Below are 15,619 nucleotides of genomic sequence, written 5' to 3' on the forward strand. Positions count from 1 at the left end.
AAAGAATTTAAGCTGAGGTAGAAAATCATAATTTTACTCGATAAACAAGAATAATTAGAAATTAATTTTGTTTATTGATTTGGGAGAATTCTAATTCTACAGGAGTCTCGCGCCCAAATATTGAAAGTAATGCTTTTAATTTATTTCTTTCTCCAGAGACTTCTATGACTTCTCCCTGGAAGTCTTTGAATGGACCACTAGTGACTATAATTCTATCTTTTGCTTCAATATCTAATTTGATAACAGTTTTTTTCTCTGATGCGCGCTTAAAGATTCTATTAACCTCTTGCCTGGATAGTGGTCTAGGTTTGATATGACCTCTTGATCTCCCGCTACCTCTACCGTCATCAGCACCGACAAAGTTAATTACATTTGGAGTACTTTTTACAGCCATCATTGTATCTTCATCCAGTATCATTCTCACCAGAACATAACCTGGAAAAACTTTTTCTTCAGTGGTTTGTCTACTTCCATCTTTTTTTAATTTTATTCCTGGAGTTTGGGGGATTTCAATTTCAATGATTCGATTATTAACTCCCAAAGTTACTGATCTTTGCTCAAGAGTTGCTTTTACTTTTTTTTCACAGCTTGATGCTACTTGTATTGCGTACCATCTAGCTATACTTGTATTTGCTTTTGAAGAAGCAAGGTTTGTAGTTAATTCATCACTCATTGTTTTTCTGAAAGCTTAGGTAAGTTCTTTATAAAATTGATATTCAGGGATAATTCAACCAAAAATTTGCGAAGCTGCCCATCCATAGAATCTGCTCACAGAGGCTATGGCTGCGGCAGAAAAGGATACCATAATTATAACCGCAACCGATTCGCTAAAAAGTTGTTGTTTGTTTGGCCATACAACGAGTTTAAGCTCATCATAGGTAGACTTTAAAAAATTACTCTTTTTTTTAGGCTCTTCTATTTGAGGTGAATCTTTTTTAAGAGGTTCTTGATTAGTAGTTGGACTTGTCACAAGATTTTTTGGATTAAGCTTTGCGCTTTGATTTTATTTTAGCTTATCGATTTACTCCTCAGCTAGGTTTGAAAACAATCTCATCTTTTTTAGCGGGGTTAATTTTAATTGTGATATTTTTTTTGTTTTTAAAGTTATCCTCTAAAAGTTTTGCAGCTAAGGGGTTTTCTATTTGTCTTCTAAGTTCCCTACTAAGTGGTCTAGCACCATATTTAGGTTCGTAAGAATCATTTGCAATTTTATTGATAACTTTTTTGTCTATAGTAATATTTATTTTCTGTTCAAGTAGTAGGTTTTTTAAATCTTCTGTCTGTAAAATTATTATTTTTTGAAGTTCATCAATAGATAATGGATCAAACTTTACTACTTCGTCGATTCTATTTAAAAATTCAGGTCTAAAAATTGAAGATAATGTATTACTAATGGAATTATCTAGAATTTGTTGATCTTTTTCTAAATTTACTTCACTTTTAGAAATCTTTTGTGAATACTCCAGTATAGATTTACCAGCTAGGTTACTAGTCATAATTATTACGGTATTTTTGAAATCTACTGTCCTCCCTTGAGAGTCTGTTAATCTTCCTTCGTCTAAGACTTGCAAAAGGATATTAAATACTTCTGTATGCGCTTTTTCTATCTCATCAAGAAGTATTACTGAATAGGGTTTACGTCTTACAGCTTCAGTTAATTGACCTCCCTCTTCATAGCCAACATAACCTGGAGGAGCTCCCAAAAGTCTTGCTACGGCATTTTTCTCCATATATTCACTCATGTCTAATCTTAGAAGTGCATCTTCTTCATCAAATAAAGCTGTTGCAAGAGATTTTGCTAATTCTGTTTTACCAACCCCAGTAGGACCCAAAAATAAAAAAGATCCAATAGGTCTTTTAGGACTTTTCATGCCCACGCGAGCTCTTCTAATTGCAGCAGAAACAGCTTCTATAGCTTTTTCTTGTCCAATAACTTTTTCACTTAGTTCTGTTTCTAGATTGACTAATTTCTTACGTTCATTTGAAACTACTTTAGAAATTGGAATACCTGTGGTTTTTGAGATGACATCAGCAATATCATCAGGTTCAACTTGATATTTAAAAGGAAAATTCCTATTCTTCTTTAATTTACTAAAGTTCTCTTCAACTTTTTGTATTTCATTCTCTATTTCACTTAACTCTTCTTCAAGTTTTTCTAAATAATCCAGATCATTTTCAATTTCGTGATTTGATTTATCTTTAATTTGTTTGGTTAGCTTATCTTCTTCTTTCATCAAAATAGATAATTGCTGCATTTCTTCCCTAAAGTTGTTCCAATTGTCCAAGAGAACGTTCAATTTTGCCTCTGATTGTTTTCTTATATTCAAAAGTTTTTCTTTAGCTTCGATTTTTTCTCCTTGTAAATTATTCAGTTTTTCATCAATAGTATGAAGTTTGTTTTCTAGTTCCAGAATTACTTGAGGCTTATTATTAGCTTCGATTTTTAACTGGGCAGCTGCTTCATCAATTAAATCTATTGCTTTATCAGGAAGACACTTATCGCTAATGTATCTGTCGGCCAATTTTGCAGAATAGTTTACAGCCTCTTCAGAAATTTTTATTCCATGATGTGATTCATATTTCTTTTTGATTCCTTGCAGTATTTTTGCGCTTAATTCTAGTGAAGGTTCATTAACAGCTATCTTTTGAAAGCAATTATTCAATGCCTGATCTTTTTCAATAGTTTCACGAAATTTCTCAGGTGTTGTTGTACCGATACATCTAAGATCTCCTTCAGCTAGTAAAGGTTTTAAGATATTACTAATGTCGGTAGAAGATCTGTCAGAACTTAATATTGAGTGAATTTCATCAATAAATAGAATCATTCCTTGGCTTGGATCGTTTAGTTCCTGCATTATTAAGCTTAGTCGTTCCTCTAGTTGCCCTCTAAATTTTGTCCCAGAAACTAAAGCACCTAAGTCAAGTGAAATAATTTTTAAGTCTTTTAGAGAATCAGGAACTTTATTTTCAATAATTAATTGAGCAAGTAATTTTGCGATTGAGGTTTTACCAACTCCAGGATTGCCTATAAGTATGGGATTATTTTTGTTTCTTCTGCAGAGTACCCTCATTAAATTATTGATCTCACTCTCTCTTCCTAAAACGGGATCCAGTAAACCTTTTTTAGCTGATTCTGTTAAATCTTTTCCATAAATTGAAAGAGCATTTTCATTTTTTTTAACTTGTTTTTGGGTTTCAATTTGAAGTTCACTTTTAGGTAATGGATTAATAGCTTTTTTAAATTTTTCTTCTTTAACTAAAGTCTCTTTGTTTGATTCAAAATTAGATTGATTATTTATCTCAATTACATTTTTATAATTAAAAGAATCTTTTGATTGATTGATATTTGGGAAAAACTTTAATTCCTCTTCTAATTTTTCCATTGAAAGATTGCTTTCTTCAAAAACATAATTTCCAATTCTTAAATCTCTTCCAAGAGCAATTAGTAAATGAGGGATTTCTATTAATTTAGATCCCCATTGAATTTTAATCTGATTCGCATTGTCTAATAAAATTTCTAAATCTTCTCCAATAGTAAAAAAATCTGACTCATTTGTTGGTGTCTCTTCTAAAAAATCTTCTGTTATATCTAAAACTGTATCTTGGTCGATTGATAATTTTTCAATGAAAGCAAAGAATTCACTTGATGAGAACAATGTATGAATTATGTGTTCAATATTAAATTCGCTATGGTCCCATTTTTTTGCGGTTTCTTCCCCTAATAAAAGAAGATTCCAACTGATATCGCTAAAAAGTTCAGGACTGGATGTAAGTGTTTCTTTCATAAACTATAAAACTATAGTTGAATATTAATTAATATTTTAAGTAGGATTTGTATTAATAATCATCCAATAATTTTCAAATTGTAAGATGAATTTGAAAAATATGATTATGAGGTGGGTTGTGATGAGTTTTAAAAATAAAAGCTTTAACTAATATCTGAGTTGTTCTAGAATCAAAAAATTTTAATTGGTTAAAATATATATTTCAGATATTAGCCAAATAGTTCAGCTATTTATAGGATTTAAATAGTAATAATTAAATTGTGAAAGAAACTATTGATTTTCTAATTGATACTATTGAAGCAAGACAAGTCCTTGATTCAAGAGGTAATCCAACTGTAGAGGCAGAAGTATTTTTGGAATGTGGTTCAAGTGGTAGAGCAATTGTTCCCAGCGGAGCTAGCACTGGTGCTCATGAGGCACATGAATTAAGAGACGGTGGTTCAAAATATATGGGAAAAGGTGTTTTGAATGCTGTGAATAAAATTCATGAAACAATATCCCCTGCTTTATGTGGTTTGTCAGCTTTAGATCAAACTGCAGTAGATAAATTAATGATTGAAATTGATGGAACTCCTAATAAGTCTAACCTTGGAGCAAATTCAATCCTTGCAGTAAGCCTTGCAACTGCCAGAGCATCAGCAAATGCTTTAGATATTCCCCTATATAGATATCTTGGAGATCCATTATCCAATCTTCTTCCAGTCCCATTGATGAATGTAATAAATGGTGGTGCTCATGCACCAAATAGTCTTGATTTTCAGGAATTTATGCTTGTCCCACATGGAGTTAATAATTTCAGTGAATCATTAAGAATGGGTACTGAAATTTTTCACTCATTAAAATCATTACTTGATCAAAAAGGTCTTTCAACTGCTGTAGGCGATGAGGGTGGATTTGCCCCAAATTTGTCATCCAGTGAAGAGGCAGGGGACCTATTATTACAAGCAATTCAAAAAGCAGGATTTAAGCCTGGTGAGCAGGTATCTTTAGCTTTAGATGTTGCTAGTACTGAATTTTATAGTGATGGTATTTATAAATATGAAGGGAAAAGCTTAAATAGTTCTGAAATGATTTCATATCTTTCAAGTTTAGTTTCTAATTATCCAATAGTTTCAATAGAAGACGGTTTAGCAGAGGATGATTGGGAGGGTTGGTCAGAATTAAACAATGAATTAGGAAATAAAGTTCAGCTTGTAGGTGATGATTTGTTTGTTACTAATACACAAAGGTTAAAGAAAGGGATTATGGAAAAATCTGCCAATTCAATCCTAATAAAGGTAAATCAAATTGGAACATTAACTGAAACTTTGGAAGCTATTGAGTTAGCTAAAATGTCCGGTTTCACAAGTGTTATTAGTCATAGAAGTGGTGAGACTGAAGATACAACAATTGCTGATTTATCTGTAGCCACAAGATCGGGTCAGATCAAGACCGGCTCTTTGAGTAGAAGTGAGAGGATTGCAAAATATAATAGGCTTTTAAAAATTGAAGAAGAATTGGGAAATCAAGCAAGATTCGCTGGAGCTGTAGGTTTGGGTCCCAAAAATATATAGTTTTTTATTGCTTAAGTTTTTCTAAACGTGAGCCTTTTCTCATACTTAATTGGCATTTTATCCAATCAATACTTATTGGTAGTGCAAAAAAAAGTGGCAACAATGCAAAATTATTTTGTTTATTAGTCACGAGTAAAGCAGATGCAATTGATAAGCTTCCTATAAGAATTGAATGGCCTAAAGTTTTTTGAGCAGTAAACATTTTTTTGAATTGCCTATCAGACTCTCCCATTCTTATTTGCAATTGTAAATCGCCTTGCTCTAATCTTTCTAAACTTTCATCTATTCTTTTGGGAATTCCAACAGCTTTAGATCCTAGTTCACCTACTTGCCTTCCAAATTGGTTAATTAAATCGTTGGGAGTTTGATTATTTGAAGTCATAAGTTCTATTAAATAAGGCTTGGTAACTGATACAAGATTAAACCCTGGGTCAAGCATTCTACCAACTCCTTCAAAAGTTGATAAAGCCCTCATCACAAAGATTAAATCTACTGGCAGTTGAAATGGTGTCTCATAAACCAGTTCGTATAAATCTCCAGATAATTTTTCAATAATATTAGGACTAAATGGGGGAGTTAAGGCTTCTTTAAGCATCAATCTAACTAATCTTCTGACTGGTCCTACATCAATATCTTTTGAAATTAGACCGGCTTGTTGTAATTGACTAACAAGAGATGAGGCGTCTCTTAATGCAGCAGCCTTAACCATCCCTCCTAATCTTGTTTGAAGATTATTTGAGATATTGCCCATCATTCCAAAATCATAAAAAATTAATTTACCTTTATTTGAAACTGCTAGATTCCCAGGATGAGGGTCTGCATGAAAAAAACCGTAATTTACTAATTGTTTTAAATAGCTGATGGCTCCAATTTCTGCAATTTTAGGTAAATTAATTTCTTGTGATTTTAATTTTTCTAAATCACTTATTTTTGTTCCTTCCAGATAACTTAAACAAAGCACTTTTTCACTGCTCATATCCCAAATTACTTCAGGAACTTCAATATTTTCATCATCAAGAAATTGCTGTCTAAATCTTGCTGCATATTGTGCTTCACAATTAAAATCAAGCTCCTTCATGAGAACTTTCCTACACTCTTTAGCAATCTCAACCCAGTTTCTACCTCGACTCCAATTTTTATTTTTCTGCAACAATCCAGCTATTTGCTGCATAATACCCAAATCGATAATAAATAATTCTTTTAAATTAGGTCTTTGAACTTTAAATACTACTTTCTTACCATCATTTAAAGTCGCTCTATGAACCTGAGCTAGCGATGCTGATCCCACAGGATCACCTATTATTTCATATATTTCATTAAACTTAAACCCTAGTTCTTCTCTTATAGTTTCTTCAACTTGCGTAAATGAAAAATTAGGAACTTGATCCTGCAATTTAGATAATTCCTGTATCCAGGTATTAGGAAGTAAATCAGGTCTCGCAGATAATAATTGTCCAATTTTAATAAATGCTGAACCAAGCTTTATTAATTGATTAGTAAACCACCTAGCTCTTTTAACTTGGACCCTACTTTTTTCATTGCTTTTAGTTTGGAAAATTGTAAATCTAATATTATCTATCCACAAATTTATTAAAAGCGAAATCAGTGTTATCCAAATAAGAAATGCCCTCTTAAATTTTTTAAAACGATACTGAAGAATGTGATAACTCATTTAATTTGATTATTTATAGTTTTATTAAAAAGATCAATTTGCTTATTGATATATTCAATTTCATTTAAAGCTTTTTTTATTTTGGAATCTTGATAAGTATTTGTGGACTTATTTTCTTGAATGTTTTCGGCTTTCTCCATTCTTGAGGCTTCTTCGATTATGGATTCTTTTAAAATATCAAATTCTTTTTTGAGAATTTCTGGAGCATCCTGAGCAATATTTGTTGCTTCTTCAATTTTTTCAACTACTATCTCGTTTAATTTTTCGGTTACTTTCTTAAGGGCAGCTTTTAAAAGGTAGTCAGAGTTGGTCATGAAAAATATAATGTTTCAACGGCGATTGATTTTTCTATATGATCTAATAATAGATCAATACAGAACATTTCACGTAACTGATCATTTTGATAATTAATTTTTTATATTTTTCCTATGTAAGTTTGTTTCTATATTATGCTTTTTTCTCTTTTTTCTTTTAACTTATATCTATATACAAGGTTAGGTATTCACATTAAAGATATCTTCTAACCAAAAGCTCATCTAATTAACTACTAAAAAGGAGTTTTATTAAATTGGAAATCATTGAGTCAGATGTAGTTATTATCGGAGGAGGCCCGGCTGGATGTACTTGCGCACTTTATACATCTCGTTCAAACTTAAAAACGGTAATTTTAGATAAAAATCCATCTGTTGGCGCCTTAGCAATAACTCATCAAATAGCTAATTATCCAGGTGTTCCGGTTGATATAAGCGGGGATAAATTACTTACTCTAATGAGAGAACAGGCTGTGCAATACGGCACAGACTATAGAAGAGCCCAAGTTTTTGGAATAGACACTAGTGGAGAATGGAAAATGGTTTATACACCCGAAGGCACGTTCAAAGCTAAAGCACTTGTACTTGCAAGTGGAGCTATGGGTAGGCCTGCATCATTTAAGGGAGAAGCGGATTTTCTTGGCAAAGGAGTGAGTTATTGTGCTACATGTGATGGTGCTTTTTACAAAAATAGAGAAGTTGCCGTTGTTGGAGTGAATAAAGAGGCAATTGAAGAGGCAACTGTTCTAACTAAATTTGCATCTACTGTGCATTGGATTACATCAAGCGATCCAAAATCAGATAATGAAGAAGCTATGCAATTGATGGATAATTCAAATATTAAACATTGGAGTAGAACAAGATTATTGGAAATATTGGGTAATGATATGGGTGTTAATGGGATTGTTGTAAAAAATAAGCAAGAAGAAAATCCTATCAACTTAAATTTAGATGGAGTCTTTGTTTATATGAGTGGTTCAAAGCCGATTACTGATTTTTTAGGGGATCAAATTGCTTTAAAAGAAGACGGTGGAGTTATTGTAGATGACTTTATGTCTACAAACTCTGATGGAGTATGGGCAATTGGAGATATAAGAAATACACCATTTAAACAAGCCGTCGTTGCTGCTTCTGATGGGTGTATTGCCGCGATGTCAATTGATAGATATCTAAATAGTAGAAAAAATATAAGAGTAGATTGGATTCATTCTTAAAATAAATATATTTTATTTACCTTAAAGGGGCGTTGCCTCAGAAATATAAGCGACTCCTCCGTAGTAACTTAAATCGTCCCTGATGTTATCTCTCATTTTATCTATTAATTCTTGCTCACAAAAAACAATTACATGAGCATTTGATCCATATCCAGTAAATTCCATATCTTCAGTAACAACTCTTTCAGGCCCTCTGCCTGTGGCGTGTTTCATCACTGTATATCCAGGAACATTAGCTTTTTCTAATGTTTTAATGATTGCATCGAGTTCTCTTTCACTAAATATCAAGTCTAATCTTTTCATTTTTATAGAGGGGTAAGTGGGATAATGGTATTTACTAAACTCATATATATGGGAATGCCGAGAACTATATTGAATGGGAAAGTTAGACCTAGCGTAGTTGAAATATAATAACTAGATTTAGCTTCTGGAACTGTCATCCTCATCGCTGCAGGAACTGCCAAATAAGAGGCGCTTGCACATAAAACCACAAATAAAAGTGCGTTGCCAGGTCCTAAAGATAAAAATCTTGCAACAAAAACACCAATAAAAGCATTAAATAATGGCATAAAAATAGCAAAGCCAATCAAGAACGAACCCGCATTCTTCAGTCTCGGCAATCTTTGAGCAGCTACTATTCCCATATCTAATAAGAAGAAGCATTCTGCACCATAGAATAATTGTCCAGTAAAAGGTTCCATTTTTACAATTCCTGAGGGATTACTGGAGGCAGTCAGAAATCCCACAATTAAGCTCGAAAGCAATAAATAAACTGATCCATTCAAAAGGGATTCATGTAATATTGCGCTTAGATGCATTTTTCTTGATTTTGGTCTGTTTTTTGGAGCTGCAAATTTCACAAGTAATAATCCCACAATGATTGCAGGAGATTCCATTAAAGCTAAGGCGCCAACCATAAACCCATCAAAAGCTATTTTTTGACTTTCTAAAAAACTTTCTGCAGAAATAAATGTAACAGCACTTATTGAGCCGTATGCTGCTGCTATTGCGGCTGAATTAAAGACATCAAACTTAAATCTTAAAATTAAGAATCCAATCAGTGGTATTAATAGTGACATCAGTATTGCAGCACTTAAAGTCGGCAATACTTGATCAGTAAACCCACTTTTCTGTATCTCTATACCTCCTTTAAAACCAATAGCTAGGAGAAGATATAAGGAGAAGAGTTTAGGTAGTGGAGCTGGTATTTCTAAATCAGATTTAAAGATTACTGATATTGCTCCAATTAAAAAGAAAAGAACCGGTGGGGCTAATACATTTTGCAGAATTGGATTTATTTCCATAAATTATTAGGCTATTTCATTTAGAGCAGTTTCTAAAGCTTCTTTTCTTGTCTCAATGATGCCCTCAACTCCAAACTTAGCTAATCTATCCTTTACTTTTTCATTTGCCCCAGCAACAAATGCTTTTCTGGAATTATTTTTTGCTTCTTGCATCATATCCTCAATTGCGAGAGTCGCAGTTACTCCAAGTCTTGGTACATCAGTGATATCTAATATCAAAACTTTGTAATTTCTTACTAGCATCATTCTCTCAGATATACCTTTAGCTGCCCCAAAACTAAGTGGTCCTTTAAGTCTGAATAACATTACTTCTCCGGAACATCTATCTAGTAGTGCTTTTTCATCAGCAGGTAATGCGTTTTTAGCTTGATCATTTTTTGATAAAGGATTATCTTCGTCCATACCTTCTAATTGAGTTTCTGTTATTGAATCAATAGTGAGCATATTTGCTATGAATACACCTACTAAAACTGCCCAAATTAAATCCCAAAAAACAGTCATTAGAAGTACTCCGTACATTACAACTGAAGTTTTTAAAGATAATTTGTGAGCTCTCCTCAAGAAACCCCAATCAATAATATCCAGACCAACTTTTATAAGAATTCCCGCTAGCAACGCAGTTGGTATTTGCTCAGCTAAAGGACCTGCGCCAACTAAAACTATCAACAAGACAACTGAATGAACCATACCAGAAATTGGAGTGGATCCTCCAGATTTAACATTAATGACTGTTCTCATTGTCGCTCCGGCTCCAGGTAAGCCTGAAAACAAACCTGCAACAGCATTTCCTATTCCTTGACCAATAAGTTCTCTATCAGAATTATGTTTTGTTTGAGATATATTGTCTGCTACTAGAGATGTTAGTAGGGAGTCAATTGCTCCAAGTACTGCTAGGACTAATCCTGCCTTAAAAATAATTGGAAAATATTGATTAAAACTTGGGAAATTTAAAGATGGAACCCCCCTAGGAATTTCTCCAATTCTATCAATGGCTCCATCTCCAAAAATTAATATTGATATTGGAGTTACTATCAATAGTGCTAAGAGAGGAGAAGGAACCCACTGACTTATTTTTCTAGGAGTTAGAAATACAATACCTAGAGTCATTATTGCTACTCCAATAGCAGCACCGTTGGGCTGGAAATTTGAAAATACAGTAGATAAAGATTCGACTACTCCACCACGAGTGCTAATTCCTAATAATGGACCAATCTGAAGAGCAATGATTATTACTCCAATACCAGACATAAATCCTGAAACAACAGAATATGGAACTAAAGTAATGTACTTACCTAGTTTTAAAATCCCGAATAATATTTGCAGCAAGCCCCCAATTACTACTGCTGCCATCACTAGAGGTAAAATTTGTCCTGCAGAAAGATCTCTTGGAACTCCGACTGCTGCTAAACCAGCCACTACACCAGCAACAGTTACACTCATGGGACCGGTAGGCCCACTAACTTGAGCAGGTGTTCCGCCAAATAATGCTGCTAAAAAACCAACTACTACTGCCCCATATAGTCCATAAATTGCTCCCCCAGGGCCTAATGCAGCATTACCAAAAGCAAGAGCCAGAGGTAAAGCTACAACTGCGGCTGTGATTCCTCCAAGAATATCGCCTCTTACATTTTTCAAATGAAATCCATTAATTATTTTCAAAGATACTCTCCTTAAATAAATACATTAATTAAAAGATATTATCTCTTTATGACGTAAATTGGTAAAAAATTAAGTTTGAGCAAAATATTTTTGTAACTTTTTCATTCTCTATGACAAATTAATTAAGTTAATTTTCCTGAACAAAAGAAGTCTCTGATTGATTTAAGTGCAATGTGAACGATTAATCTATTAGATAGATATTTTTAACTTAAATAATATTCAAATGAATTCTATTATTCGTCCAAGAAGATTAAGAAGAACTGAGGCAATTAGAGAAATGGTAAGAGAAAACCATTTAAGGGCTTCGGATTTTATATATCCATTATTTATTCACGAAAAAGATTTTAAAGAGGAAATTTCGGCAATGCCGGGAACTTTTAGATGGGATATAAATGGCTTAATCAAGGAAGTTACTAGGGCATGGGAATTGGGAATAAGGTGTGTGGTTCTTTTCCCAAAAATCAATGATAACTTAAAGACTGAAGATGGTGCAGAGTGTTTTAATGAAAAAGGTTTAATACCTAAAGCTATTCGAATACTAAAAAAAGAGATTCCACAAATGGCAATAATGACAGATGTAGCCTTGGACCCATACTCGTGTGATGGTCATGATGGATTAGTTGATGAAACTGGAAAAATATTGAACGATGAAACAATCGAAATTTTAAAGAAACAAGCTTTAACGCAAGCTTGTGCTGGAGCAGATTTTATTGGCCCTAGTGACATGATGGATGGGCGAGTTGGAGCAATTAGAACTGTTCTTGATAGTCAAGGATTTAGTGATGTAGGGATTATTAGTTATACAGCAAAATATTCATCTGCTTATTATGGTCCATTTAGAACTGCTTTAGATTCAGCTCCAAGAGAAAATAGTAAGAAAATTATTCCAGATAATAAGTCTACATATCAAATGGACCCTGCCAATTCAAAAGAGGCATTAATTGAATCTGCATTGGATCAGTATGAAGGAGCTGATATTTTGATGGTAAAACCAGGGATTTCATACTTGGATATTGTTTATAGATTAAGCACTTTTTCAAATAAACCAATTGCTGCATACAACGTTAGTGGGGAGTACTCAATGGTAAAGTCTGCCGCTATGAAGAACTGGATTAATGAAAAAGATATTGTTTTAGAAACGTTGCTTAGTTTCAAAAGAGCAGGAGCAAAATTAATACTCACTTATCATGCTTGTGATGCATCTCAATGGTTGCATGATACTTAAAAACTCATTATTAACAAAAATTTGGTTTATTCTTAAATTAATAATAAATTCACGGCTTTGTTTTGAAGTTTTCACAAGGAGTAAATAGGATTGGTCACATCGCGCTTAGAGTTGAGAATCTCGAAAGGGCGAAATCTTTTTATATTAAATTAGGTATGAATTTGGTTTGGGATGATAAAGATTGGTCTTATTTGGAAGCCGGTAAAGGGAAAGATGGACTTGCATTATTGGGTCCAAGTTATAAAGCGGCAGGACCTCACTTTGCTTTTCATTTTGAAGATAAAACAGAAGTAGTAAATATCCAAAATGATTTAAAAAATTCTGGCTTAAAAGTTGGTCCTTTGCATGAACATCGAGATGGAACTGCATCTTTTTATATGAAGGATACTGAAGGAAATTGGCTCGAGATGCTTTATGTTCCTCCCGAAGGGATTCAATCGAATGTTTGATTCTTTTTTGTATGCAAGAAAAAAGCTATTCTAAAAAATTATATTCAGAAACAACCTTAGAAGATGAATCTATAAGCCTTTTAGAGTGGGATTCATTAAAAACTCATTTAGCCTCATTTGCTTCTACAGAAATGGGAAAAAGATCAATTGCAAGTTTCGAAATTCCCTCAGAATACGAGGTATCTAAAAGACTTCTGAATGAAACGGTTGAAATAACTGAGCTAGAAAATAACTTAGACAAATCAATTAGTTTTTCTGGTGTTTTTGATATTAGTAGAAATATTGAAATTTGTTCTAAGGGAGGTGTAATTTTATCTTCTGATTTATTAGAAATAGCGAAAACAATTACTACAGCAAGAAATTTAAAAAAAATCTTGTTAGATTTTGAACAGAGGCCCTATATTTCATCATTTACAAAAAATTTAATTGACCATCAGAATATCGAGACGATTTTTAAAAAAGGTATTGAATCTAATGGAAGGATTTCAGACAATGCTAGTAATGAACTATCTATTCTAAGAAAAGAATTATTATCTAAGAAACTTGAAAGAAAAATATTAGTTGAGAAATTTATTCAAAAAAATTTAGCTTATTTGCAAGATACCACTGTTGGAGATCGATATGGTAGACCAGTTTTAGCTGTAAAAGTTAATTATGTAGATAAATTTAAAGGCATAATTCATGACTCTTCATCTTCAGGAAATACAGTATATTTTGAACCTGATAGTGTAGTAACTAAAGGTAATAAGATTGCTTCTTTAGAGGCCAGGATCACAGCGGAAGAATTTAAATTACTTAAGAAATGGTCTCAAGTTGTAAGTGATAATTCAGAAAGTCTTATTGTAATGGTATCTATTTTATTGAGATTAGAAAATGCTGTAACTCGTGCAAGATATTCAAAATGGATTGGAGGCAAAATTCCTACTTTTGAGAAAAATCCAATTATCTCCTTAATTGGTTTTTCTCATCCTTTATTGATCTGGGAACACAAGAAAAAAGGAGCTCCTCCCCCCGTTGCTATAGATTTTCATATAAATAGAAATATTAAGGTTGTAGCTATTACTGGTCCAAATACTGGAGGTAAAACGGCAGCCTTAAAAGGATTGGGTTTGTCATTGCTTATGGCTAGAACAGGATTATTGATACCCTCAACCAATAATCCTATAATCCCTTTTTGTCCAAACATATTTGTCGATATAGGAGATAATCAATCATTAGAGGAAAATTTATCTACCTTCAGTGGGCATATATCCCGTATAAAAGAGATTTTAGATTCGCTTGATAATAGGAAAGGACTATCAGTTGTTTTGTTAGATGAGATTGGATCTGGTACAGATCCTCTTGAAGGTAGTGCTCTGGCGATGGCTTTATTAAAAGAATTTGCAAACAAATCTGATATCACTTTAGCGACTACACATTATGGAGATATTAAGGCATTAAAATATGATGATTCCAGATTCGAAAACGTATCAGTTGCCTTTGATGAGGAATCTTTTATGCCAAAATATATACTCAACTGGGGCATTCCTGGGAGAAGTAATGCTTTATCAATCTCAAAAAGAATTGGTCTCGATGAAAGCATACTCAATGAAGCTGCAAATTATCTAAAGCCAAAAGAAGTTGATAATATTAACGGTATTATTAAAGGACTTGAGGAAGAGAGGATTAAACAACAAAATTCTGCAGAAGCGGCTGCAGAATTAATTGCAAGGACTGAAATATTACATGAAGAACTTAAGAGAAATTATGAATATCAAAAAATAAATGCTGAAAAAATTCAGGAAATTGAAAGGTATAAATTATCAAAACATATTGTATCCGCAAAAAAAGAGGTAATAGATTTGATTAAAAAATTAAGAGATAAAAATGTTAATGGAGAGGACACTAGAATTATTGGAAAAAGATTAAAGGAAATTGAGACGGAACATTTAACCCAAAAAAAATTTGAAAAGTCAACATCATGGAATCCTAAAGTAGGCGATTTTGTAAAGATTAAAAGTCTAAATAGTAAGGGACAAATTGTAGATTTAGATAAAAAAGCTGGTTTTTATGAAGTTAAATGTGGTTCATTTAGAAGTACATTATCTGTAAATGACTTTGAAGGTATTAACGGAGAAAAGCCGAATTTCAAAAGGTCAAAAATTGAGATCAAGTCCTCAAGAGAAGATTTTTCTTTTTCTAAAATAAGAACGAGTAAAAATACAATTGACGTAAGAGGGCTAAGAGTTCACGAAGCCGAAATAATTATTGAAGAGAAAATTAGAAAATTTCATGGACCATTATGGATTGTTCATGGAATTGGAACAGGCAAATTAAAAAAAGGATTAAGAAATTGGTTATCAGGTTTGAATTATGTTGATAAGATTGAAGATGCTGCTAACAACGAAGGTGGACCTGGTTGCAGTATTGCGTGGATAAAATAAAATTTAAAATAGCTAGAAAACAAT

At 32.8% G+C, this 15,619-nt stretch carries 13 protein-coding genes; 5 read left to right on the plus strand and 8 right to left on the minus strand.

Annotated features, from left to right (window positions below):
• Positions 1 to 61: 61 nt before the first annotated feature.
• From nusG to HA141_RS01085, 3 genes are read right to left on the minus strand one after another with little or no spacing between them, the layout of a single operon-like run.
• Positions 62 to 673 (minus strand): transcription termination/antitermination protein NusG, encoded by a 612-nt coding sequence (gene nusG, locus HA141_RS01075; RefSeq protein WP_209116333.1) that lies wholly within the window; start codon positions 671 to 673, stop codon positions 62 to 64.
• A gap of 54 nt (positions 674 to 727) precedes the next feature.
• Positions 728 to 970, minus strand: a complete 243-nt coding sequence (secE, locus tag HA141_RS01080; protein ID WP_209116334.1) for a preprotein translocase subunit SecE — start codon at positions 968 to 970, stop codon at positions 728 to 730.
• 58 nt (positions 971 to 1,028) lie between these two features.
• On the minus strand, positions 1,029 to 3,785 hold the full coding sequence (locus HA141_RS01085; protein ID WP_209116335.1) for an ATP-dependent Clp protease ATP-binding subunit: 2,757 nt from the start codon (positions 3,783 to 3,785) through the stop codon (positions 1,029 to 1,031).
• Between the two features lie 260 nt (positions 3,786 to 4,045).
• On the opposite strand from HA141_RS01085, the gene eno reads away from it, so the two are divergent.
• The gene (gene eno / locus HA141_RS01090) at positions 4,046 to 5,338 is read left to right on the plus strand and encodes a phosphopyruvate hydratase (RefSeq protein ID WP_209116336.1); all 1,293 of its coding nucleotides are present in this window, start codon (positions 4,046 to 4,048) and stop codon (positions 5,336 to 5,338) included.
• A gap of 4 nt (positions 5,339 to 5,342) precedes the next feature.
• Here eno and HA141_RS01095 read toward each other — a convergent pair whose 3' ends face one another.
• Positions 5,343 to 7,010 carry an ABC1 kinase family protein gene (locus tag HA141_RS01095; protein WP_209116337.1) on the minus strand — a complete coding sequence of 556 codons (1,668 nt, stop codon included), beginning with the start codon at positions 7,008 to 7,010 and terminating at the stop codon, positions 5,343 to 5,345.
• Positions 7,007 to 7,324, minus strand: a complete 318-nt coding sequence (locus HA141_RS01100) for a hypothetical protein (protein ID WP_209116338.1) — start codon at positions 7,322 to 7,324, stop codon at positions 7,007 to 7,009. Before HA141_RS01100 ends, HA141_RS01095 begins: the two co-directional genes overlap by 4 nt.
• Before the next feature lie 254 nt (positions 7,325 to 7,578).
• On the opposite strand from HA141_RS01100, the gene HA141_RS01105 reads away from it, so the two are divergent.
• The gene (locus HA141_RS01105) at positions 7,579 to 8,535 is read left to right on the plus strand and encodes an NAD(P)/FAD-dependent oxidoreductase (RefSeq protein WP_209116339.1); all 957 of its coding nucleotides are present in this window, start codon (positions 7,579 to 7,581) and stop codon (positions 8,533 to 8,535) included.
• Between the two features lie 21 nt (positions 8,536 to 8,556).
• Here HA141_RS01105 and HA141_RS01110 read toward each other — a convergent pair whose 3' ends face one another.
• Genes HA141_RS01110 through HA141_RS01120 form a run of 3 tightly spaced genes read right to left on the minus strand, consistent with a single transcriptional unit; the run spans position 8,557 to position 11,498 of the window.
• A complete protein-coding gene (locus tag HA141_RS01110; RefSeq protein ID WP_032522864.1) occupies positions 8,557 to 8,838 on the minus strand; it encodes a P-II family nitrogen regulator in 282 nt (93 codons plus the stop codon).
• Between the two features lie 2 nt (positions 8,839 to 8,840).
• Entirely contained in the window at positions 8,841 to 9,839 is a 999-nt protein-coding gene (locus HA141_RS01115; RefSeq protein WP_209116340.1) for a sodium-dependent bicarbonate transport family permease, read from the minus strand.
• Positions 9,840 to 9,845: 6 nt separating this feature from the next.
• The gene (locus HA141_RS01120; protein WP_209116341.1) at positions 9,846 to 11,498 is read right to left on the minus strand and encodes a SulP family inorganic anion transporter; all 1,653 of its coding nucleotides are present in this window, start codon (positions 11,496 to 11,498) and stop codon (positions 9,846 to 9,848) included.
• Positions 11,499 to 11,721: 223 nt separating this feature from the next.
• Between HA141_RS01120 and hemB the strand changes: the two genes are divergently transcribed.
• The 3 genes from hemB (at position 11,722) to HA141_RS01135 (ending at position 15,595) form a co-directional block, all read left to right on the plus strand.
• On the plus strand, positions 11,722 to 12,723 hold the full coding sequence (gene hemB, locus HA141_RS01125) for a porphobilinogen synthase (protein ID WP_209116342.1): 1,002 nt from the start codon (positions 11,722 to 11,724) through the stop codon (positions 12,721 to 12,723).
• A gap of 62 nt (positions 12,724 to 12,785) precedes the next feature.
• On the plus strand, positions 12,786 to 13,172 hold the full coding sequence (locus tag HA141_RS01130; protein WP_209116343.1) for a VOC family protein: 387 nt from the start codon (positions 12,786 to 12,788) through the stop codon (positions 13,170 to 13,172).
• An 11-nt stretch (positions 13,173 to 13,183) separates the two neighbouring features.
• Positions 13,184 to 15,595, plus strand: coding sequence for an endonuclease MutS2 (locus HA141_RS01135; protein WP_209116344.1), 2,412 nt, complete (start codon positions 13,184 to 13,186; stop codon positions 15,593 to 15,595).
• The last annotated feature ends 24 nt before the right edge of the window (positions 15,596 to 15,619 follow it).

The organism is Prochlorococcus marinus XMU1402 (genome assembly GCF_017696205.1).
In the GTDB taxonomy this organism is placed as follows: domain Bacteria; phylum Cyanobacteriota; class Cyanobacteriia; order PCC-6307; family Cyanobiaceae; genus Prochlorococcus_A; species Prochlorococcus_A marinus_AC.